Annotated in this window: 18 protein-coding genes; 5 read left to right on the top strand and 13 right to left on the bottom strand. The window is 70.4% G+C overall.

The features are described from left to right. Positions 1-38: 38 nt before the first annotated feature. Together dxr and MRBLWS13_RS19455 are read right to left on the bottom strand one after the other, a co-directional pair. On the bottom strand, positions 39-1,124 hold the full coding sequence (gene dxr, locus MRBLWS13_RS19460) for a 1-deoxy-D-xylulose-5-phosphate reductoisomerase (RefSeq protein ID WP_349426959.1): 1,086 nt from the start codon (positions 1,122-1,124) through the stop codon (positions 39-41). 37 nt (positions 1,125-1,161) lie between these two features. Continuing rightward, on the bottom strand, positions 1,162-2,130 hold the full coding sequence (locus MRBLWS13_RS19455; protein WP_349426958.1) for an FKBP-type peptidyl-prolyl cis-trans isomerase: 969 nt from the start codon (positions 2,128-2,130) through the stop codon (positions 1,162-1,164). A 200-nt stretch (positions 2,131-2,330) separates the two neighbouring features. Between MRBLWS13_RS19455 and MRBLWS13_RS19450 the strand changes: the two genes are divergently transcribed. Further along, on the top strand, positions 2,331-3,032 hold the full coding sequence (locus tag MRBLWS13_RS19450; protein ID WP_349429115.1) for a lysophospholipid acyltransferase family protein: 702 nt from the start codon (positions 2,331-2,333) through the stop codon (positions 3,030-3,032). Between the two features lie 59 nt (positions 3,033-3,091). On the opposite strand, the gene MRBLWS13_RS19445 is transcribed toward MRBLWS13_RS19450, so the two are convergent. Next, on the bottom strand, positions 3,092-3,568 hold the full coding sequence (locus MRBLWS13_RS19445) for an OsmC family protein (protein WP_349426957.1): 477 nt from the start codon (positions 3,566-3,568) through the stop codon (positions 3,092-3,094). 52 nt (positions 3,569-3,620) lie between these two features. On the opposite strand from MRBLWS13_RS19445, the gene MRBLWS13_RS19440 reads away from it, so the two are divergent. Next, the gene (locus MRBLWS13_RS19440) at positions 3,621-4,610 is read left to right on the top strand and encodes an asparaginase (RefSeq protein ID WP_349426956.1); all 990 of its coding nucleotides are present in this window, start codon (positions 3,621-3,623) and stop codon (positions 4,608-4,610) included. A 56-nt stretch (positions 4,611-4,666) separates the two neighbouring features. Then, the gene (gene ald, locus MRBLWS13_RS19435) at positions 4,667-5,782 is read left to right on the top strand and encodes an alanine dehydrogenase (protein ID WP_349426955.1); all 1,116 of its coding nucleotides are present in this window, start codon (positions 4,667-4,669) and stop codon (positions 5,780-5,782) included. A 170-nt stretch (positions 5,783-5,952) separates the two neighbouring features. Here the strand turns inward: ald and MRBLWS13_RS19430 are convergent, their stop codons facing one another. From MRBLWS13_RS19430 to MRBLWS13_RS19400, 7 genes are all read right to left on the bottom strand, one after another. Next, on the bottom strand, positions 5,953-7,518 hold the full coding sequence (locus MRBLWS13_RS19430) for an APC family permease (protein ID WP_349426953.1): 1,566 nt from the start codon (positions 7,516-7,518) through the stop codon (positions 5,953-5,955). A 9-nt stretch (positions 7,519-7,527) separates the two neighbouring features. Continuing rightward, a complete protein-coding gene (locus MRBLWS13_RS19425) occupies positions 7,528-10,395 on the bottom strand; it encodes an FtsK/SpoIIIE domain-containing protein (protein ID WP_349426952.1) in 2,868 nt (955 codons plus the stop codon). Between the two features lie 66 nt (positions 10,396-10,461). Continuing rightward, entirely contained in the window at positions 10,462-11,286 is an 825-nt protein-coding gene (locus tag MRBLWS13_RS19420) for a protein phosphatase 2C domain-containing protein (protein WP_349426951.1), read from the bottom strand. A gap of 62 nt (positions 11,287-11,348) precedes the next feature. Further along, on the bottom strand, positions 11,349-13,400 hold the full coding sequence (locus MRBLWS13_RS19415; protein ID WP_349426950.1) for an ABC transporter ATP-binding protein: 2,052 nt from the start codon (positions 13,398-13,400) through the stop codon (positions 11,349-11,351). Continuing rightward, positions 13,397-15,130 (bottom strand): ABC transporter ATP-binding protein, encoded by a 1,734-nt coding sequence (locus MRBLWS13_RS19410; protein ID WP_349426948.1) that lies wholly within the window; start codon positions 15,128-15,130, stop codon positions 13,397-13,399. The genes MRBLWS13_RS19415 and MRBLWS13_RS19410 overlap by 4 nt, the downstream gene beginning before the upstream one ends. Before the next feature lie 137 nt (positions 15,131-15,267). Next, a complete protein-coding gene (locus MRBLWS13_RS19405) occupies positions 15,268-16,251 on the bottom strand; it encodes an aldo/keto reductase (RefSeq protein ID WP_349426947.1) in 984 nt (327 codons plus the stop codon). 141 nt (positions 16,252-16,392) lie between these two features. Next, positions 16,393-17,208: a large exoprotein gene (locus MRBLWS13_RS19400; protein WP_349426946.1), complete on the bottom strand. Its 816-nt coding sequence runs from the start codon at positions 17,206-17,208 to the stop codon at positions 16,393-16,395. Between the two features lie 183 nt (positions 17,209-17,391). Here MRBLWS13_RS19400 and MRBLWS13_RS19395 point away from each other — a divergent pair, with 183 nt between their 5' ends. Next, positions 17,392-17,844: a DUF4282 domain-containing protein gene (locus MRBLWS13_RS19395; protein ID WP_349426945.1), complete on the top strand. Its 453-nt coding sequence runs from the start codon at positions 17,392-17,394 to the stop codon at positions 17,842-17,844. Positions 17,845-17,954: 110 nt separating this feature from the next. After that, a complete protein-coding gene (locus tag MRBLWS13_RS19390; RefSeq protein WP_349426944.1) occupies positions 17,955-18,680 on the top strand; it encodes a GNAT family N-acetyltransferase in 726 nt (241 codons plus the stop codon). Between the two features lie 6 nt (positions 18,681-18,686). On the opposite strand, the gene MRBLWS13_RS19385 is transcribed toward MRBLWS13_RS19390, so the two are convergent. The 3 genes from MRBLWS13_RS19385 to atpD all read right to left on the bottom strand — a co-directional run bounded on the left by MRBLWS13_RS19385 (position 18,687) and on the right by atpD (position 21,264). Further along, positions 18,687-19,436 (bottom strand): peroxide stress protein YaaA, encoded by a 750-nt coding sequence (locus tag MRBLWS13_RS19385; RefSeq protein ID WP_349426943.1) that lies wholly within the window; start codon positions 19,434-19,436, stop codon positions 18,687-18,689. A 117-nt stretch (positions 19,437-19,553) separates the two neighbouring features. Further along, the gene (locus tag MRBLWS13_RS19380; protein WP_308868467.1) at positions 19,554-19,814 is read right to left on the bottom strand and encodes a F0F1 ATP synthase subunit epsilon; all 261 of its coding nucleotides are present in this window, start codon (positions 19,812-19,814) and stop codon (positions 19,554-19,556) included. Between the two features lies 1 nt (position 19,815). Beyond that, the gene (gene atpD / locus MRBLWS13_RS19375; RefSeq protein WP_349426942.1) at positions 19,816-21,264 is read right to left on the bottom strand and encodes a F0F1 ATP synthase subunit beta; all 1,449 of its coding nucleotides are present in this window, start codon (positions 21,262-21,264) and stop codon (positions 19,816-19,818) included. Positions 21,265-21,276: the final 12 nt, after the last annotated feature.

Below are 21,276 nucleotides of genomic sequence, written 5' to 3'. Positions count from 1 at the left end.
TCAACGCGCGGTGGGCGCCGCGGAAGGCGGGATGCGGATCAGGATGCCGCGGCGATCGCCCTGTCGGCGGCGCGGCGCGCCCAGTCCTCGGCGTCGGCCAGTGCCGCGCGCGTCAGCGCGTCGGGCGCGTCGTGCGCATCGACCACGCGGTCGATGACGTCGATGATCCCGAGGAAGCTCAGACGGCCCTCGTGGAAGGCGTCCACCGCCTGCTCGTTCGCGGCGTTGAACACCGCCGGGTAGGTGCCTGCTGCGCGGCCGACCTGCTTGGCGAGCCGCACCGCGGGGAACGCTGCATCGTCGAGCGGCTCGAACGTCCAGGACGTCGCCGTCGTCCAGTCGAGCGGGCGCCCGACGCCGGCGATGCGGTTCGGCCAGTCGAGCCCGAGCGAGATCGGAAGGCGCATGTCGGGCGGCGATGCCTGCGCGATGGTCGACCCGTCGACGAACTCGACCATCGAGTGGACGATCGACTGGGGGTGCACGACGACGTCGATCTCGGCGTAGGGCACGCCGAAGAGCAGATGCGCCTCGATCACCTCGAGGCCCTTGTTGACGAGCGTCGCCGAGTTGGTGGTGACCACTCGCCCCATATCCCACGTGGGATGCGCGAGCGCCTCGGCCGGTGTGACCCCTTCAAGGAACTCGCGGCTGCGCCCACGGAACGGGCCACCGGATGCCGTCAGCACGAGCCGACGGACCTCGCTGCGCTCTCCCGAGCGCAGCGCCTGCGCGATCGCCGAATGCTCGGAGTCCACGGGCACGATCTGTCCCGGACGCGCGAGCGCGGTGACCAGATCGCCCCCGACGATCAGGGACTCCTTGTTCGCGAGCGCCAGCGTGCGGCCCGTCTCGAGGGCCGCGAGTGTCGGACCGAGTCCGACGGAGCCGGTGATGCCGTTGAGCACGACGTCGGCCTCGACGTCGCGGACGAGCTGCTCGGCCTCGACGGCGCCGAGCGCCGTGCTCTCGACGCCGAACTCGGCGGCCTGCGCGTCGAGGGCGGCACGATCCGAGCCCGCTGCGAGCCCCACCACCTCGAACCGCCGCGGGTTGGCCCGCACGACGTCGAGCGCCTGCGTGCCGATGGAGCCGGTCGAGCCGAGGATCAGGACGCGCCGCATCCGGCCAGCCTAGCGGCGGGCCGGCTGCGGTCGCGTGCTACTCGGCGGCAGCGGCGCGCTGCACGCCCAGGATGTCGACCACGAAGACGAGGGTCTCGCCCGTGAGGTCCTCGTCGTTGATCTCGCCCTCGCCGTAGCCGAACGCGGGCGGGATCACCACGAGCACCTGCGAGCCCACCATCTGGCCCTCCAGCGCCTGCTGGAAGCCCTGGACGACGCCGGTCGTCTGGAACTGCGAGGGGGCTCCCCGGCTCCAGCTGGAGTCGAACTCCGAGCCGTCGGACCACTTCACACCGCTGTACTGCACGAACACGGTGTCGCCCGACTCGACGGTCGCGCCGTCGCCGAGCTTGAGCTCCGCGATCTCCACCTCGGTCGGCGGGTCCTGGTCGGGAATGGTGATGGCGGGCGCCCCGTCATCGTCGAGTTCGACCTCCGGCATCCCCGCCACCGGGTCCTGATCCGCGCCGGTGGCGACGGTCGGCAGCTCGCCCACCGACTGCGCGACGACGACGGCATTGGCAGCGCCCTCGCCCAGCATCGAGCCGGGAATGGTGAAGGCCGTGGCCGAACCGAGCGGCGTGCAGAGCACGCTGCTGCCGAAGATGCTGCTGCCGTCGACGATCATCGGGATGAGACCCGAATCGTCCGGGGTGGTCGTCGCCGAATCGAGCAGGACCTCGCCGGTGGTGGGGTCGATGACGAGGTACTGCCCGGAGACGAGCTGCCCGATCGCGAGGTCGTCACCGTCGGCGTCCGCGGCGATCGTGCGCTGCAGATCGGCGAACTCGAGATCGGCGGGCACCTCCGCGGTGAGCTCGGGAGCAGCCCCCGACACGGTGATCGCGTCGGAATCGGCACCAGGCTGCGGATCGAGGCCGCAATCCGACGCGGCGCTGGAGGACGGCGTGGGGCTGGCGTCGGGCTCGGCCGAGCCGGAGCAGCCGGCCAGCAGGAGTGCCGACATCGCGGCGACGGACAGGGCGGCGAGCGGGCGAATGCGCACGGAACAACCTCGAGACGTGGAAGGGGAGCCTCCATCTTTTCGCATCTTTGCTCTGTCCGCGCTGGGAAAGGGCTATGCCGATACCGGAATGCAATCGGGAGTACCCTCGACGGGTGACTTCCGACCTCGTGCCCGGCGCCGACGACACCGCCGACGAGACCGTCGAGACTCCCGACCCGCCGGCCGCGCCCGCTCGGCGCATGGGCTTCACGTACGCGTTGGGACGCCAGATCATCCGGCCCCTCGCCCGTGTGATCTATCGCCCGCGCGTGGAGGGCAAGGCCAACGTCCCGAAGTCCGGGCCGGTCATCTTCGCGAGCAACCACCTGTCGTTCATCGACTCGATCGCGATCCCGGTGGCGGCTCCTCGACCCGTTCACTTCCTCGCCAAGGCGAGCTACTTCGACAGCCCGGCATCGCGCTGGTTCTTCACCGCGATCGGCGCCATCCCGGTCCAGCGCGGCGCCGGACAGGCAGCGCTCGACGCCCTCGATCAGCAGCGCACGCTGCTCGAGGAGGGAAGCACTGTCGCGCTCTACCCCGAGGGCACGCGCTCGCTCGACGGCCGCCTGTACAAAGGCCGCACGGGCGTCGCGTTCCTCGCGCTGCAGACCGGTGCGCCGGTCGTCCCCGTGGGTCTCATCGGCACCGACGACGTGATGCCCGTCGGCGCGAAGATGCCCTCGCTCACGCACCGTGTCACCGTCAAGTTCGGCGAGCCCCTTGATCTCGCGCACCACGGTCCGGCGTCATCGGGCAAGGCGCGCCGGCTCGCCACCGACGAGATCATGGCCGCGATCCACGCGCTGTCGGGACAGGAGCTCGCGAACGCCTACAACGAGGTGCCCGCGCAGAACCCGATCGACCGCATCAAGCAGGTCCTCCCCCACGAACGGCGCTGACGCAGCCACGCTCGTCCCGTCCCCTCACGGAGATGAGGTGGATGCCGGGGCCGGCGCAATCAGGAACCGGCGACGAGGATCGTGGGCTCGTGGTGGACCGGGAAATTCACGGAGTTCGCGATGAAGCACCACTCCCGCGCCTGTGCGTGCGCGGCGGCCGCGGCATCCGTCATCGACGCGTCCGCGACCGTCACGCGCGGACGCAGCACGACCTCGCGGAAGGCACCGCCGCCTCGCCCGTCCTCGACCATCAGCCCGGAGGCGTCGTCCTCGTAGCCGACGACCACGACGCCCGCCTGCACGCACGCGTGGAGGTACGACAGCAGGTGGCACTCGCTGAGGGCTGAGAGCAGCATGTCCTCGGGATTCCACCGCGACGGATCACCGCGGAACGGCTTGTCGGACGACGCCAGGAGCTCGGGCTTGCCGTCGATCTCGAGCGTCACCGCCCGGTCGTAGTCCCGGTAGCCGGAGGTGCCGGTGCCGCGGTCACCCGTCCATGTCGTCCGGACGGAGTATCGATGCTCGCCCCACATGAGCACAGTCTGTCATGCGAGGCGACGCCCGCTCCGGCGGTAGGCTGGCTGGGTGCCGCAGACCTTCGCCGCAGCCGACGCCGTCGAACTCGCCGTTGTCGAACGCAGCGGATTCGTCGAGTCGCGTCACGCCGGCATCGCCCTCGTGCTCGCCGCCGACGGCACGATCGCCCAGAAGCTGGGCGATCCGTCGTCGCTGATCCTCCCCCGTTCCAGTCTCAAGCCGCTCCAGGCGCTGGCTTGCCTCTCCGCCGGCGCGCCCCTCGAAGGCGAGCGGCTCGGGCTGGCGACCGCGAGCCATGCCGGCACCGACCGCCACGTCGCGGTCGTCCGCGACATCCTCGCGCTCGCCCAGCTCGGCGAGGAGGACCTCGGGTGTCCGGCCGCCTGGCCGAGCGACACCACGACTCGCGACGAGATGGTGCGCGAACTCGGCCAGCCCGCGCGCATCCGCATGAACTGCTCGGGCAAGCACGCGACGATGCTCCTCACGAGCGTCGTGAACAGCTGGGACACGGAGGGCTACCTCGCACCCGAGCATCCGGTGCAGATCCTCATCCGGGAGACGATCGAGCGGCTGATCGGCGAGAAGACCGCCGCCACTGCTGTCGACGGCTGCGGCGCTCCCGTCTACGCCATGACGCTCTTCGGGCTGGCACGCGCGATCCATCGCATCGGCAATTCGTCGACGACCTCGCCCTTCGCGCTGCACCGCAGCGCCGGCGCGCTGGTCGATGCGGTGCGGGCCGACCCGTGGACCATCGACGGTCCCGGCCGAGCTGACACGATCGTCATCGAACGACTCGGCGTCTTCGCCAAGGGCGGCGCTGAGGGAGTCATGGTCATGGTCGCTCCCGACGGCACCACGGTGGCGCTCAAGATGCTCGACGGCAGCGGCCGCGCCGCCACCGCCGTGGCACTTCGACTGCTGGAGCGCCACGGCGCGCTCGCGTCGTCCGACGTCGCCGACGCGCTGTCGAAGCTTCCGCTCGCCGTCACCGGTGGCGGGCAGGATGTCGGGGTCATCCGCCCCGCCTTCTAGAGGCGCTCCCACAAGGAGCCCGAGCGCTCCAATGGCGGAGCGGAAAGGATCACACGATGCGGATCAGCGTCCCCACCGAGGTGAAGAACAACGAGTACCGGGTCGCCCTCACTCCTGCAGGAGTGCACGATCTCGTGGCGTCCGGCCATGAGGTGTTCGTGCAGCGCGGCGCGGGCGAGGGTTCGTCGATGCCGGATGCCGAGTACGAGGCCGCCGGGGCGGTGCTGCTCGACGATGCTGCGGAGGTGTGGGCGCGCGCCGAGCTGCTCCTGAAGGTGAAGGAACCCATCGCGAGCGAGTACGGCTACTTCCGCGACGGCCTCGTGCTCTTCACGTACCTGCATCTGGCGGCCGACCGCCCCCTGACCGAGCGCCTGGTGGCGGACGGCGTGACGGCGATCGCCTACGAGACCGTGCAGCTTCCGGGCGGTGGGCTCCCGCTTCTCGCGCCCATGAGCGAGGTCGCGGGCCGGCTCGCGCCGACCGTCGGCGCCGCCACTCTGATGCGGTCCGCGGGTGGACTGGGCCTGTTGATGTCGGGCGTGCCGGGCACGCGACCGGCGACGGTGACCGTGATCGGCGGCGGTGTCGCCGGCGCGAACGCCGCAGTGATCGCTGTCGGCATGGGTGCCGACGTCACCGTCTTCGACACCAACGTGCAGCGGCTCCGCTACCTCGACGACCACTTCCAGGGTCGCGTGAAGACGGCAGCGTCCAACCCGCTCGATCTCGACCGCGCGGTCGTCTCGTCGGACCTCGTCATCGGATCTGTGCTGATTCCCGGCGCGAAAGCCCCGAAGCTCGTCACGAACGACATGGTGGCGCGCATGCGTCCCGGCTCGGTGCTCGTCGACATCGCGGTCGACCAGGGCGGCTGCTTCGAGGACACGCACCCGACGACGCACGCCGACCCGACGTTCCCGGTCCACGGGAGTATCTTCTACTGCGTCGCGAATATGCCCGGGGCCGTGCCGAACACGTCGACCTCGGCGCTCACGAACGCCACGCTCCCCTACATCCGTCAGATCGTCCGGCACGGCTGGCAGCAGGCGCTCCGATCGGATCCTGCCCTCGCTGCGGGCCTCAACACGGTGGGCGGGCGCATCGTGAACGCGGGCGTCGCGACCGCGCACGATCTCGAGTTCGCACCGCTGGACGCCGCGCTGGTCTGAGCCAGGTCATCGAAGGCCCGGGTGCCTCGCACCCGGGTCTTCCCGCATGCGCGTGAGGCTGCGGATGTCTGCTGCGGGAGGCGTACGAGGTGGGCTGCGGAGCGCACCTCGGGCGGTGACGACGTCGTATCCGGTCGACGCCCCGCAGCACCGCGGGGCCGCACCGATGCTCAGGCGAGGCCACCGTCGATCGACCGGGAGTAGTCGGCGGGGTCCTCGGGCACGAGCACCTCGGTGTCGCGGTTGAGGCTCTCGCCGCGGAAGAACGGCTTCGAGCGCGGGAACGCGAACCACAGGAGCATGAGCAGCACGCCGAATGCGAGGGCGCCGATGCCCAGGACGAAGGTGCCGCCGATGCCGAGGAGGACGGTGTAGCCGTAGTCGACGTCGTACATGTCGATCGCCGACTGCACGAACGCGTAAGTCAGCATGAGCGCGCCCAGCAGCGGGAACAGGAACCGGTAGAAGAAGTTCCGCGCCGACGTGAACAGCTCACGGCGGAAGTACCAGACGCAGGCGTACCCGGTGATCGCGTAGTAGAACGCGATGGCGAGCCCGAGCGAGAGGATGGAGTCCTGCAGGATGTTGTCGCTGATCAGCGTCATCCCGACGTAGTAGACGGACGCGACGATGCCCATGACGAGCGTGGAGAACGACGGCGTCTTGTAGCGCGGGTGCACCGAGGCGAACCGTCGGGGCAGCGCCTTGTACGCCGCCATCGCCAGCGTGCCGCGGGCGGTCGGCAGGATCGTCGTCTGCGTCGACGAGATCGCCGAAATCATGACCGCGACCACCAGCACCCAGCCGAGTGGGCCGAGAAGCCCGTCCTTGATGGCGAGGAAGAAGTCGTCGGCGTTCGCCTCGTTGCCCAGGCCCGTTCCGTCACTGCCGAGCCCGGCGTACATCATCGCCGCGACGGTGACCCCGACGTAGGTGATCAGCAGGATGACCGTGGTCAGCAGCGCCGCCCGGCCGGGGATGCGCTTGGGGTCCTTGGTCTCCTCGTTGAGCGCGAGGCAGGTGTCCCAGCCCCAGTAGATGAAGAGGGCGAGCAGGATCGACTCGACGAAGCCGCCCCACTCGGTGAATGCGAACGGGTTGAACCAGGACCAGTCGAACGGGGTCGGGTCGGGGGCGGTGCCCGCGAAGAAGTGCCACAGCGCGGCGACGACGAAGATCGCCAGGGCGAGGTACTGGATGCCGAGCAGGATGTTCTGGATCCGCTCGCCGATCTCGACCCCGCGCCAGCTCACCCAGGTCATCGCCGCGATGAACACGACGCCGGTCGCCGTGACGAGCGGAACGTTGTCCGAGAGCAGGGCGTCCTCGGGGCTGCGCACGATCCCGTCGATCAGCGCCCAGAAGTAGATGCCGGCGATCTGCGCGAGGTTCGCGAGCACGACCATGCCGGCCACGGCGACGCCCCACCCGCCCATCCAGCCCACCCACGGGCCGAACGCCTTGGTGCCCCAGGTGAACGTCGTGCCGCAGTCGGGCACGTCGTTGTTGAGCTCGCGGTAGGCGAAGGCGATGAACAACATCGGGATGAAGGCGATGACGAACGCGATGGGCGCCTGCGCCCCCACCGCGAGGACGACGAACCCGAGGGTCGCCACCAGGGAATAGACCGGCGCGGTGGACGCGAGGCCGATGACGGTGGAGCCCCACAGCCCCAGCGTGCCGGCGGCGAGCCCTTTGCCCTCGGGCCGTTGCAGATCGATCGGGGTTGTAGCCACAGGGCGACGCTATGGCGTGCGGGAAGGGCCGGTCAATACACCGCTCCGACGGTTCGGCCGGACATCGCCGACGGGAAGGACAATGCGGACGGGGTCCGCTCCGGACGAGATCAGCCACGCACGCCCGGATCCCGGCTCGCAGTACGGCGGCACGCCGCGGAATCCGGCCAGCACGCGCAGCTCGGGTGCGCACGACGTGTCAACCACCAGGTCGTGGTCGCCGCGCACGTCCGCCAGCAGCCGCCAGTGCCGCTGCCAGTCGTCGGGCTCCCCCACGAGCACGACACGCCCTTCCGCCACGGCGGCCGGATCGTCCACATGGTCGTCGACCTCGCGCACACGCACGCCGTGGTCCTCCCAGGCGGCGAGGGCCCGCCGGCCGGCCGGCGACCGGCGGGCGACGACACCGGTGAGCCGCGCCGTCGGCATCCACCACGCGTCCGCCGGGTGGGGCTCCGCCGACGTCGCCCGCGCCAGGGCGACCTGTACCGTGCGCCCGTCGAGACGCCCCCGACCGGGAGGGGCCGACCGGTCGAACGCCGACGGATCGCCGCCGGCCGCGGCATGGTCGACGCGAGTGGGATACGGCAGCACGAGTCGCCGTGCGAAGAGCTCGGCGACCCTCGACACCGGACCGGTCATGCGGTGCGCACCCGCCACGACGAGCACCCCGGCGCCCGCGGCACGGCGGACGAGGCTCTCCACACGCTCGAGGACGGAGTGCGCGTATTCCGGCGGCAGACGCAGCGCCACGGCGTCGAGGTCGTCGATGAGCACGGCAGTGCCCGCCGGTGGCAGCGCGTCGTGGAGAGCGGCGACGGCGTCCCACATGAGCTCGGGATGCGCCGGCACGCGGATGGTCGACTCCCGCGCCTGGGCCGCGATGACCTCGAGGACGTTGGAGACGCCGCTTCCCGGCCCGCCCAGCACGAGGATCGCCCGGTCGGCCGGGCCGACGGCCACCACCGGCTGCCGCTGACGCTCCGGTTCGTCCGCCAGCCCGAGGATCGCGACTCCCGCGCCTGGCGCGCTGCGCTCGGCGCTCGCACGGACGGCGAGCTCGTCGATCGACAACCGCACGGGCAGCTCCGGCAGCCAGGGGCGGCTGGGTGGCCGGTGCCCGGTCCGCAGCGCAGCGGCCGCGACGTCGTCGGCACCCGACAGCGCGATCCGTACCTGCTGTGGCGCCGTGTCGCCCGCACGACGCAGGAACGCGAGTCCCCGGCCCGCGGCATCGCCGGGAAGCAGAGCCGCGTCGTCGGTGCCGAGCAGCGTCCGGCTATCGGCGGGATCGGTCACACGCAGGCTGACCCGCAGCGGGCAGTTCGCGAGCAGGTTGTCGCGGATCACGCCCGCGGCGCGCTGCGTGCCCAGGATGAGGTGGATGCCCAGGGCCCGGCCCCGGGCGGCGATGTCGGCGAAGAGCCCGTGAAGTTCGGGATGATCCGCCAGCAGCGCGGCGAATTCGTCGACCACCACGACGAGCCGCGGGAGCCGCACGCGCGGATCCCCTACATCACGGGCCCCTGCTGCGGCGATGGCCGCCTCGCGGCGGCGGAGTTCGGCGCGGAGGCTCTCGATGGCGCGCCGCGCGCCCGAGCCGTCGAGATCGGTGATCACGCCGGTGACGTGGGGCACGCCGGCGAGGCCGTCGAAGGCGGTGCCGCCCTTGAAGTCGGCGAGCAGGAACGTCACCTCGTCGGTGGTCCGCGTCGCGCACAGCGCGAGGATCCATGTGATGAGCAGCTCGCTCTTGCCCGCGCCCGTCACGCCCGCGACGACGGCGTGGGGCCCGTCGGCAACGAGGTCGACGACAGCGGTCTGACCGCCGGCCACGCCGATCGCCGCGGGGAGCCCTCTCGTCGTCGCTGGCGCCGCTGCCAGCAGCGGCGCCAGCGCGAGCGGCTCGCCGCCGTCGCGCTGCAGGCCGAGGCTGCGCTCGGCCCGGGCGGTGAGGTCGCGGGCGATCTCCTCCGCCTGCTCCCGCGCGACAGCCTCGATCCCCACCGGCACCGCCTCACCCGCGTGCTCGAGAAGCGCGACGCCGGGCGAGGTGACGACCAGGAGGGCCTGGCACCGCGGCGGCAGCGGCTCACCGGGCCGGCATCTGGCGATCGCGACGTCCGCATCCGCCGGCACCAGCTCGCCCGGAGCGATCGCAGCGACCGCCAGTCCGCTCCGCGCGCCGCGGTGCGGCAGCGCCTCCATCCAGTCGAGACCCTCGCCGAGCGCGCCGACGATGCGCAGGTCGCCCGGTGGCAGCATCAGGCACAGCTGCAGCACCAGCGACCGCTGCACCGCGGCGGCGAGCGTTTCGCCCCCGACGATCGCGATCCCCGCGTCGAGAGGAAGGGTGACAGGCGCCCCGGCGACCCGAGCCGCACGACGACGCAGCTCTGCGGCATCCGGATCCCCGTCGCCACCGGTCACGCGCACGACGCTGACGCGCTCGCCCGTGCCGACCACGATCGACGCGGCACGAGCACCCCGCCAGATGTCGTCGCGCGCGGCGAGGCGGGCGACGTCGGGATGCCGGCCCCACAGCTGGGCGCGCTCATGCGCATGGCGTGCGGCGACCGCCGATGCGACCTCGTCTCGAGCGCGGGCGGCGTCGGCGGACGCGCGCCTGCCGTCCTTCCGAGCTGCCCGGCGCGCATCGAGAACGGTCGCCGCCGCGATCACCGGCCCGAGCAGCGCGAACCAGAGCGTGAACACCGAGCCGGTGACCAGCCAGAGCGCCACGGCGCCGATGACCGGCACGACCGCCGCCACGAGGGGCAGCGGCGCACGCGCGGGCGGGCGCCACGCGGGGGGAAGCGTCAGCGGCTCGTCGTGGAGGATGCCCGCATCGAGGGGTGAGGGAGCGGTCGAGCGCATGGACCCAGTCCATCGGGCACGGGGCTGTCGTGGACGACGAGGACGGGGATCTGTGGATCCCCTGGCTCACTCCGCGGCTGGGGAGGAGTCGTCATCCGACGATCCATCGTCGGAGGAAGCCTCCGCAGGATGGCCGACGTCGAGCACGATGACCGTGATGTTGTCGCGCCCGCCGTTCTCGAGTGCGGCCTCGAGCATCGCCGATGCGGCGTCGGCGGGATCCGCGTTCTCGTCGAGGAAGTGACGGATGCCGTAGTCGGTCAACTCTTTGGTCAACCCGTCCGAGCAGATGACGAAGCGATCCCCCTCCGCCACGTCCAGCCGGACGTAGTCGGGCGTGACGCCCTCGCTCGGGCCGACGGCGCGTGTGATGACGTTGCCGTAGGGGTGGTTCTCGGCCTCTTCGGGGCTGAGGCGGCCGGCGGCGACCAGCTCCTGCACGACCGAGTGGTCGGTCGTGATCTGCACGATCGCGCCGTCGCGCAGCAGGTACACCCGCGAGTCCCCGATGTTGAGCGTCACCCAATGCGCCGCGTCGCCCGTCGTGTCGAGGAACACGCCGGTGACCGTGGTGCCGGTGCCGTCGTCGGTGGCCTCGGGGTGCGACCCGATGTCCTTGACCGCGCGCGCCAGCGCCTTCTCGATCGTCTTCGTCGACACATGGCCGCTGTCGGCGACCGCGCGGAGGCGTTCGATGGTGCTCGCGCTGGCGATCTCACCGCCGACGTGTCCGCCCATGCCGTCCGCGACGACGAAGAGCGGATACGAGGCGAACATCGCGTCCTGGTTCACCTCGCGGCGGCGACCGGTGTCGGTCACGGCGGCCCACGAGAGCTCCAGCACGCCGCCAGGCACCGGAACGGCGAGAGACTCGGTGGAAAGCTCCGGCACGCCGTGTCCTCCCCGTCCGCTGCACGGTGACCCTTCGCCCCGCGTCCTCACATACTAGTGGGTTACTCCACGGCGTCCTCGGACTCGGCGAGCGCTTCCACCACGATCTGCGCCGTGGTCGGCGGGGCCGCCAGAGGCACGGTCGACACCGGCACCAGGTCCTCATCTTCCGCCGCGCCTTCGAACTGGGCGTTGTACAGCCGCCAGTAGGCGCCCTTCACCGCCAGCAGCTCGGTGTGAGAACCCTGCTCGACGATCGCGCCGTTCTCCATCACGAGGATGAGGTCGGCATCCCGGATCGTGGACAGCCGGTGGGCGATGACGAAGGCCGTGCGGTCCTCGCGGAGTCGCGACATCGCACGCTGGATCAGCAGCTCGGTGCGGGTGTCGACCGACGAGGTCGCCTCATCGAGGATGAGGATGCGCGGATCGGCCAGGAACGCGCGCGCGATGGTGATGAGCTGCCGCTCCCCCACGCTCAGGCTCGTCGCCTCGTCGTCGAGCACCGTGTCGTAGCCCTCGGGCAGCGCGTGCACGAAGCGGTCGACATAGGCGGCCGTCGCCGCGGCGACGATCTCCTCCTCCGAGGCCTCGGGGCGTCCGTAGGCGATGTTCTCGCGGATGGTGCCCGAGAAGAGCCACGTGTCCTGCAGCACCATGCCCGTGCGCGCACGCAGGTCGTCGCGCGTCATGCGGCGGGTGTCTACGCCGTCGAGCGTGATGGATCCCGAATCGACGTCGTAGAAGCGCATGATGAGGTTCACGAGGGTCGTCTTGCCGGCACCGGTCGGGCCGACGATCGCAACCGTGCTCCCCGGCCGTGCGGCGAGAGTCAGGCCGTCGATGAGCGGCTTGTCGGCGACGTAGCGGAACGAGACGTCTTCGAACTCGAGGCGGCTGGCCTCTTCGGGCGCCGTCTCGGCGGGGTCGTCATCGGGCGTCTGCTCGTCTTCGTCGAGCAGTTCGAACACCCGCTCGGCGCTCGCGACGCCGGACTGCAGCAGGTTCGCCATGGAGCCGAGCTGGCTGAGCGGCTGCGTGAACTGGCGCGAGTACTGGATGAACGCCTGGACGTCGCCGATCGACAGCAGTCCTGCGGCCACCTGCAGGCCGCCGACGACGGCGATCGCGACGTACACGAGGTTGCCGATGAACATCATGGCGGGCATGATCACGCCCGACAGGAACTGCGCGCCGAAGCTGTTGCGGTACAGCTCCTCGTTCTCGGTACGGAAGTCGGACTCGACCTCCTTCTGGTGGCCGAACACCTTCACGATCGAGTGGCCCGAGAACGTCTCCTCGACGCGGGCGTTGAGCACGCCGGTCGTCTTCCACTGCTGCACGAAGAGCTTCTGCGAGCGTCGGGCGACGAGCACCGTGATGAGGATCGTCAGCGGGATCGTGACCAGGGCGATGACGGCCAGCAGCGGCGAGATGATGAACATCATCGTCAGCACGCCGATCACGGTCAGCAGCGAGATGACGACCTGCGACAGCGTCTGCTGCATCGTCTGCCCGATGTTGTCGACGTCGTTCGTCACGCGGCTGAGCAGCTCGCCGCGCTGCACGCGGTCGAAGTACGACAGCGGCAGGCGGTGCACCTTGTCTTCGACCTGCAGGCGCAGGCGATGCATCGAGCGCTGCACCACTCCGTTGAGGATGCGCGCCTGGAGCCATCCGAAGATGCTCGAGAAGACGTAGACGGCGAGCACGAGCGCGAGGATGCGCGCCAGCTGATGGAAGTCGATGCCGGCGCCCGGGACGAAGTCCATCGCGGCGATCATGTTCGCCTGGTCCTGGTTGCCCGAGGCCGCGAGCTGATCGACCACCTGCTGCTGGGTCGCCCCCTCCGGCACCTGCAGCGAGATGAAGCCGGCGAAGACGACGTTGGTGCCTTCGCCGAGCAGCTTCGGGCCGATCACCGACAGGGTGACCGACAGGATGCTGAACACGAGCACGACGATGAGCCGCGGCATCTCCGAGCGCAGGGTGCCGAGAAGGCGCTTGGCGCTCGGTCCGAAGTTGTCGGCCTTCGCCGCCGGCGCGCCGGCGCCGCCGAAGGGACCGCCGCGCGGCCCGACCGGAGCCGGCCGCGAGTTCTGCGCGCTGCTCATGCTGCCGCCTCCGCCGCGAGCTGGGATTCGACGATCTCGCGGTACGTGTCGCACGTCTCGACGAGGTCGTCGTGCCGGCCGATGCCGACGATGCGTCCGTGGTCGAGCACGACGATCTGATCGGCGTGCTGGATGGTCGACACGCGCTGCGCGACGACGAGCCTGGTCGCGTCGGGCAGGTGCGTGTCCAGCGCTCGCCGGAGTTCGGCATCCGTCCGCAGATCGAGAGCTGAGAAGGAGTCGTCGAAGATGTAGGCCTCGGGGCGTTTCACGAGTGCTCGCGTGATCGCGAGCCGCTGCCGCTGCCCGCCCGAGACGTTCAAGCCGCCCTGAGCGATCTGCGCCTCGAGGCCGTCGGGCATCGCCCGGACGAAGTCGGCCGCCTGGGCGAGCTCGAGCGCGTTCCACAGCTGCTCGTCGGTCGCGTCATGGTCGCCGTAGCGCAGGTTCGACGCGATGGTGCCTGAGAACAGGAAGGCGCGCTGCGGCACGAGTCCGACGCGCGTCCACAGCTCGTCGGGGTCGTAGTCGCGCACATCGACGCCGTCGATGCGGACGCTGCCCGCCGTGACGTCGAACAGGCGCGGTACGAGACTGATCAGGGTCGTCTTGCCCGCACCGGTCGAGCCGATGACCGCCGTCGTCGTGCCGGGCTCGATCGTGAACGTCAGATCGTGCAGGACCGCGTCCTCGGCGCCCGGGTAGGCGAAGTCGACGTGGTCGAACTCGATCCGTCCTTCGGGAGCGGGAGCCGATGCCGCCACCGCCGGTGCCGACACCGAGGCCTCGGCCTCGAGCACCTCGCCGATGCGGTTCGCGCAGACGGCGGCACGCGGGATCATGACGAACATGAACGTCGCCATCATGACGCCCATGAGGATCTGCATCAGGTAGGTGAGGAAGGCGAACAGCGTGCCGATCTGCACGCCGCTGTTCTGCACCTGGAAGGCGCCGAACCAGATGACCGCGACGCTCGAGAGGTTCATGACCAGCATGACGGCGGGGAACATCAGGGCCATCAGGTTGCCGGCGCGCAGCGCCGTGTCCTTGACGTCGTCGCTGGCGCGCTCGAAGCGCGCACGCTCCTGACGCTCGCGCACGAACGCGCGCACCACGCGGATGCCGGTGAGCTGCTCGCGCATGATCTGGTTCACGCGGTCGATCCGCTTCTGCATCTGGGTGAACGCGGGCACCATGCGCCACACGATCAGCCCGACGATGATGAGCAGCACCGGGATGGCCACCGCCATCAGCCACGACAGGCCGACGTCCTGGCTGACCGCCAGGATCACGCCGCCGATCGCGAGCATCGGCGCGGAGATCATCAGCGTCGCCGACACCTGCGCCAGCATCTGCACCTGCTGCACGTCGTTGGTGTTGCGGGTGATGAGCGACGGCGCGCCGAACTGCCCCACCTCGCGCTGCGAGAACGCGACGACGCGATGGAAGAGATCGCCGCGCAGGTCGCGGCCCATTCCCATCGCCAGCCGAGAGCCGAAGTACACCGCGATGATCGCGCACACGACCTGCACAAGGCTGACGATCAGCATGAAGCCGCCGGTCGACCAGATGTAGGGGATGTCGCCGGTCACGACGCCGTTGTCGATGATGTCGGCGTTGAGCGTCGGCAGCCACAGCGATGCGATCGACTGCGCGAGCTGGAACACGACGACGGCCACGATGAGCGGCCATGCCGGGCTGAGATACCGAACCAGGAGCTTCCCGAGCACGACGGTCCTTTCGGCGCGCGGAACCCGTCCGCTCCCGCGGACCGCGCACGAGAAGTGACGCTACGCCTGGGTCCGCTGCAGCGACAAGCCGTGGCGTACGCCGTGGGCGAACTCGCCCCCAGGCGTGCGCGAGACCGTCAGGCCGCGGTCTCCGGCGGCGGGAACAGGCCGTCGATCGTCGCGAGATCGGCCTCCGACGGCGTCCACGCCGACGCCGCTGCCGCGTTCGCCCGGACCTGCTCGGGCGTCGTCGCGCCGGCGATGACGCTCGAGAGCGCGGGGTGCGACAGCAGCCATCCGAAGGTGGCCTCGAGCATGGTGATGCCGCGCTCGTCGCAGAACTTCTGGAAGGCCTCGAGAGCGTCCCACGGCGCGTCGTCGTAGATGTGCCGCCGCTGCCGGATGATGCGGGTGTCAGCCGGCGCGGCATCCCGCGTGAACTTGCCGGTGAGCAGCCCGTTGTGCAGCGGAAAGTACGGGAAGAAGCCGAGGCGGTAGCGCTCGACGGCCCGCAGCACGTTCCGCTCGGCGTCGCGCGAGAGCAGGCTGTACTGGTTCTGCGACGAGACGAACGGCACGCCGTGGCGCATGAGCGCGGTGAAGTGCGCCTCGGCGATCTGCCACCCCGAGAAGTTCGAGTGCCCGATGTAGCGCACCTTCCCCTCGCGCACCAGGTCAGCCAGCGCGTCGAGCGTCTCTTCGATGGGCGTGTCGTTGTCGGGCACGTGCAGCTGGTACAGATCGATCCAGTCCGTCTGCAGGCGCGTGAGGGATGCCTCCACCGCGCGTCGCACGTACGACCGCGAGCCCTTGGCGCCCGACGGCGGATACCCCATGTCGCGGCCGGGGTGCCCGAACTTGGTGGCCAGCGTCACCTGATCGCGACGCCCGCGGAGCGCCTCGCCCATGAGCGTCTCGGACTGACCCGGCTCGCCGCCGTACATGTCGGCCGTGTCGAGGAACGTCACACCCGCGTCGATCGCGGCATCCAGCACCGCGCGCGTGCCCTCGAGGGTCTCGGTGCGCGTGCCTTCGCGGCCGAAGTTGTTGCAGCCGAGGCCGACAGCGGAGGCGAGCATGCCGGACGCGCCGACGCGCCGCAGGGGAACAGTGGAGGTCATACGTCCACGTTATCCCCGCTCGCGGATGCTGCTCCGCCGCTGTCGTCGTCTCCCGCTCCAGTGCGCGTCCACGGGATGCGCGGCCGCACCCGCACGCGCACGACAGCCCCTCGCCGTGCGACGAGGGGCCGTCGGAAGTGCTTACTGCTTCGGAGCCTCCGGAGCGGGCGGCTCGGTCGCCGGCGGCTCAGGTGCCGCGGGCGCCTCGGGTGCCGACGCCGGCGCCACGGGAGGCTCGGCAGCGGCCGGCGGCGCGGCCGGCGGCGGCACGGGAGCAGCCGGTGCGGCGGGAGCAGCGGGCGGCGGCGTGTAGCCAGCGGGCGGCGCAGGCGGCGCGCTGTACCCGGCGGGCGGCGCAGGCGGCGCGGTGTAGCCGGCCGGGGGCTGGTAGCCGGCAGGGGCGCCGTATCCGGGCGCGGTGGCCGGGTTGGCGGGGTAGCCGCCGGCAGGCATCTGCGGCGGGATGCCCGACCACACCGTCTTGTCGGCGAGGAAGTTGCCCGCCCACGGCGCCGCGGGGATCGCGGTGTTCCAGCGCGAGCGGTCGAACGCGTTGATGCCGAGCCAGACGATGGCGAGGAAGAAGTAGAGGATGAGCCAGACGGCCTCCTTCTGCAGCTTCAGCCCGACGCGCCAGGCGGCCAGGAGGGTGTAGAGGAATGCGGCGAGGCCGATGAGGGAGCCGAGCACCGGCACCCAGCCGAGCACGATCCCGCCGCCCCACAGCGCCAGCAGCCACCACGGGTTGAGGTCGCCGAGCTTGACGAAGATCAGGGTGTTGTACACCGGCACCCACGCGCGCCAGCGCCCCTGCACACCCGCCTTGTCGAACACCTTCATCAGGAACCAGGAGCCGATGACGTATCCGGCGATCGCGAGCAGGAAGAAGAATGGCGCGAGGACGAGCCAGGCGATGAGCGCCCCTGCCCCGCTGCCGTCGTTGTAGTCCATGGTCATGGTGCAGCGACCTCCGAGAGAGTCGATTCGGGACGCGTCGGGCGCGTCCGCGGAGCCCCTGCTCCGCTGGACACATGCTAGCGACGCTCTCAGCCGCCTGTCAGCATTGAGGTCATATCGGGGGATGGCCCCCTTGAGCGCCGGTGGATAGCCTGAGCAGCAACTGCCGACCGAAGGGCCGCTATGACCGACCAGACTCCGTCCGCTCCCACTCCCCCGCCGCTGCCCCCGCAGTCGGCGGCAGATGCCGCGCGCGGCGCCGACCCCGACGACACCGGCGTCCCGACGGTCCGGGGCGAAAGCAGCGAGGTCGGCAACGGCTTCTTCGCCGCACTGTTCGACCTGTCGTTCCGCACCTTCATCACCCGCCGCCTCGCGAGCGTGTTCTACTTCGTGGGACTGATCGCGATCGGCATCGGGTTCATCGTGTATTTCGTCAGCGGGCTCATCGGCGCCATCTCGATCATGTGGTTCGACGTCGGCGCCGGCATCAGCGGCCTGGTCGCGACGATCATCGTCGTGCCGGTTCTCACCTTCCTCGCGATCATCCTGCTGAGGTTCGTCATCGAGGCCGTCGTCGCCCTCATCGCGATCGCCGAGAACACTGAGCGCACGGCCGAGCACACCCGGCGCTGACGAGCGGATCTGCCGGTCCGCGCGAGACGCGGCCGGGTGCATACGCGCGCATTGCGCGCGGTGACGGGCTGCGTTTTGCAGCTCCCGCAGCGCGGGGGCAGAGTGGATGGATGCCTGAACTCGCGCCCTCGACGACCCTCGATGCTCCCCACGCCGGCGCCACCGTGCTCGACAACGCCCCCTGGCACGCGCTGACCGGCCCGCACGCCTCGTTCGCGATCGGTGACGACCTGGTCCGTCGCTACCCCGAGGATGTCGCACCGTTCGTCGCGGTGCGCACCTGGGACGATCCCGGCGTCTGGACGGCACTCGTCGATCTCGTGGGTCCCGGCACCGAGATCGGCCTGTCGGGGTACGACGGCGAGGTTCCCGACGGGTGGGAGGTGGTCGGGCAGGGCGAGGGCGTGCAGCTGGTCGAGACCGACGCGCTGCAGACCCGCCCCGACGCCGAGGCGATCCTGCTCGGGGCCGAGGACGCCGCCGACATGCTGGCGATCGTCGAACGCAATCAGCCCGGGCCGTTCCGGCCGCGCACGTACGAGCTCGGCCGGTACGTCGGCATCCGCCGCGAGGGGCGACTCATCGCCATGGCGGGTGAGCGCCTGCACCCCGAAGGGTGGACGGAGATCAGCGCCGTCGCCGTCGACGCCGAGCACCGGCGGCAGGGTCTCGCCTCCCGCCTGGTACTGGACGTCGCCTTCCACATCCAGCAGCGCGGCGACCGCGCACTGCTCCACGCCGCGGCCTCCAACGCCGGCGCGATCGCGGCGTACGAGCGCCTCGGGTTCGCGCTGCGCCGCCGCAACAGGTTCGCCGCCGTGCGAACGCCTGTGTAGCGGGGCTCAGGCGAAGAGCTCGAGCTCGCCCGCGCCGGACTCGCGCACGCGCAGGCCGGCGGCATCCGCCCACCGGACGAATCCCGCCGCCGACGAAATGCGCGGGCGCTCCTCGGCGAGCCGGCGCACGAGCGCGCCCTTCGCGTGCTTGTTGAAGTGGTTCAGCGCACGGACCGCTCCGTCGGCGCCCTCGCTCACGACGCGGACGTAGCGTGAGGCGGCGGCGGACGGCACCGGCCCGAGAGCGACGTAGGCCTCGGAGCGGAGGTCGAGCACGAAGCGCGGCGCCCGTTCCTCGACCGCCGCCGTCACCGGGTCAGACCACACACGCCGCAGCGCCGCGATGCCCGGGAGTGACGTCGAGGCGCCGAGCCGATAGGCGGGAATGGCGTCGAGCGCGCCCACCGGGCCGAACGGCGCGGAATGCACGAGCACGTGAGCGCCCAGCCAGCGACGGCCGGCGGTGGAGACGGATGCCGCGTCCAGCGCGTCGTAGAGCACGCCGGTGTAGCGGTCGATCGCGGCCATCGTCGGGGCGTCGCGCAGTCCCGCGTTCACGGCGATCTCACCCCGCTGGGTGGGGCCCAGCTTGAGCACGCGGGCGGCCTCGTCCGCATCGGCGGACAGGTCCACGAGCGCATCGATCACCGCTTCGCGCTGCGGCGTCAGCCGGGGCAGCGCCAGCCCGCCCACGTGGAGCGGTGCCGGCCTGCCGCCCGTCCGCTTCGTCTCGGACGGCGGGAGAAGGATCAGCATGCGTGTTCCACTTCCGGTCGTTGAGCGAGCGAAGCGAGACGAAACGCCCCAGGCCTCCGCAGAGGGCCGGGGCGTTTCGTCTCGTCGCTGCGCTCCTCGCTCAACGACCGAGCTTCATCAGGAGATCAGCGCAGCGTTTCCGGCGACGATCGTGAGGTCGTCCCCTTCCATCGACAGGAAGCCGTCCTGAGCGTTGGCGACGATCTTGGTGCCCGAGGTCTCGGTGATGCGCACCTGACCCTCGGCGAGGATCGCGAGCACCGGCTCGTGACCGGTCATGAAGCCGATCTCGCCCTCGACGGTCTTGGCGACGACGAGCGACGCCTCACCCGACCAGACCTCCGCGTCCGCGGAGACGAGGCTCACCTTGAGCGGCATGTCAGCCGTTCTCCTTCTGGATGCGCGCCCACTGCTCTTCGACGTCGGCGATGCCGCCGACGTTGAAGAAGGCCTGCTCGGCGACGTGGTCGAAGTCACCCTTGACGATGGCGTCGAACGACTCGATGGTCTCCTTGATCGGGACCGTCGAACCCTCGACACCGGTGAACTTCTTCGCCATGTAGGTGTTCTGCGAGAGGAACTGCTGGATGCGGCGCGCGCGGGAGACGACGATCTTGTCCTCTTCGGAGAGCTCGTCGACACCGAGGATCGCGATGATCTCCTGCAGCTCCTTGTTCTTCTGGAGGATCTGCTTCACGGCGGTGGCCACGCGGTAGTGGTCCTCGCCGATGTAGCGCGGGTCGAGGATGCGGCTCGTCGAGGTCAGCGGGTCGATGGCCGGGTAGAGACCCTTCGACGCGATCTCGCGCGAGAGCTCGGTGGTCGCGTCGAGGTGCGCGAACGTGGTGGCCGGCGCCGGGTCGGTGTAGTCGTCGGCGGGAACGTAGATCGCCTGCAGCGAGGTGATCGAGTGACCGCGCGTCGAAGTGATGCGCTCCTGGAGCACACCCATCTCGTCGGCGAGGTTCGGCTGGTAGCCCACCGCGGACGGCATGCGGCCGAGCAGCGTCGAGACCTCGGATCCGGCCTGCGTAAAGCGGAAGATGTTGTCGATGAAGAGCAGCACGTCCTGCTTCTGCACGTCGCGGAAGTACTCCGCCATCGTCAGGGCCGACAGGGCGACGCGCAGACGCGTCCCCGGCGGCTCGTCCATCTGGCCGAAGACGAGCGCGGTCTTGTCGAAGACGCCCGCCTCCTCCATCTCGCCGATGAGGTCGTTGCCCTCACGGGTGCGCTCGCCGACACCGGCGAACACCGACACACCGCCGTGGTCCTGCGCGACGCGCTGGATCATCTCCTGGATGAGGACCGTCTTGCCGACGCCCGCACCGCCGAAGAGGCCGATCTTTCCACCCTGGACGTAGGGGGTGAGCAGGTCGATGCTCTTGATGCCCGTCTCGAACATCTCGGTCTTGGACTCGAGCTGGTCGAATGCGGGCGCCTTGCGGTGGATCCCCCAGCGCTCGGTGACCTCGATGGTCTCGCCCGGCACGCCGTTCAGCACGTCACCCGTGACGTTGAACACCTTGCCCTTGGTCACGTCGCCGACGGGGACCGTGATCGGGCCGCCGGTGTCGCGCACCTCCTGGCCGCGGACCATGCCGTCGGTCGGCTTCAGCGAGATGGCACGGACGAGGTCGTCGCCCAGGTGCTGAGCGACCTCGAGGGTGATCTCGGTCGACTCGTCGCCGATCACGATCGTCGTCTTCAGCGCGTTGTAGATGTCGGGGATCGAGTCGTGCGGGAACTCGATGTCGACGACGGGGCCGGTGACGCGGGCGACGCGCCCGACGACCGCCGTCTCGGTCTTGTCAGCGGTGAGGCTCATGGCTTCTTCTCT

Origin of the sequence: Microbacterium sp. LWS13-1.2, assembly GCF_040144835.1 — a bacterium.
In the GTDB taxonomy this organism is placed as follows: Bacteria; Actinomycetota; Actinomycetes; order Actinomycetales; family Microbacteriaceae; genus Microbacterium.
Note: the sequence above shows the minus strand (reverse complement) of the source record. Positions and strands in the feature narration are given on the sequence as shown.

Bases quoted from the DNA above. Each gene is read 5' to 3' on its own strand.
- atpD (WP_349426942.1), bottom strand. From the start codon at position 21,264: ATGAGCCTCACCGCTGACAAGACCGAGACGGCGGTCGTCGGGCGCGTC.
- MRBLWS13_RS19450 (WP_349429115.1), top strand. From the start codon at position 2,331: ATGGGCTTCACGTACGCGTTGGGACGCCAGATCATCCGGCCCCTCGCC.
- MRBLWS13_RS19405 (WP_349426947.1), bottom strand. From the start codon at position 16,251: ATGACCTCCACTGTTCCCCTGCGGCGCGTCGGCGCGTCCGGCATGCTC.
- dxr (WP_349426959.1), bottom strand. From the start codon at position 1,124: ATGCGGCGCGTCCTGATCCTCGGCTCGACCGGCTCCATCGGCACGCAG.
- ald (WP_349426955.1), top strand. From the start codon at position 4,667: ATGCGGATCAGCGTCCCCACCGAGGTGAAGAACAACGAGTACCGGGTC.
- MRBLWS13_RS19400 (WP_349426946.1), bottom strand. From the start codon at position 17,208: ATGACCATGGACTACAACGACGGCAGCGGGGCAGGGGCGCTCATCGCC.
- MRBLWS13_RS19390 (WP_349426944.1), top strand. From the start codon at position 17,955: ATGCCTGAACTCGCGCCCTCGACGACCCTCGATGCTCCCCACGCCGGC.
- MRBLWS13_RS19380 (WP_308868467.1), bottom strand. From the start codon at position 19,814: ATGCCGCTCAAGGTGAGCCTCGTCTCCGCGGACGCGGAGGTCTGGTCG.
- MRBLWS13_RS19415 (WP_349426950.1), bottom strand. From the start codon at position 13,400: ATGAGCAGCGCGCAGAACTCGCGGCCGGCTCCGGTCGGGCCGCGCGGC.
- MRBLWS13_RS19445 (WP_349426957.1), bottom strand. From the start codon at position 3,568: ATGTGGGGCGAGCATCGATACTCCGTCCGGACGACATGGACGGGTGAC.
- MRBLWS13_RS19425 (WP_349426952.1), bottom strand. From the start codon at position 10,395: ATGCGCTCGACCGCTCCCTCACCCCTCGATGCGGGCATCCTCCACGAC.
- MRBLWS13_RS19395 (WP_349426945.1), top strand. From the start codon at position 17,392: ATGACCGACCAGACTCCGTCCGCTCCCACTCCCCCGCCGCTGCCCCCG.
- MRBLWS13_RS19385 (WP_349426943.1), bottom strand. From the start codon at position 19,436: ATGCTGATCCTTCTCCCGCCGTCCGAGACGAAGCGGACGGGCGGCAGG.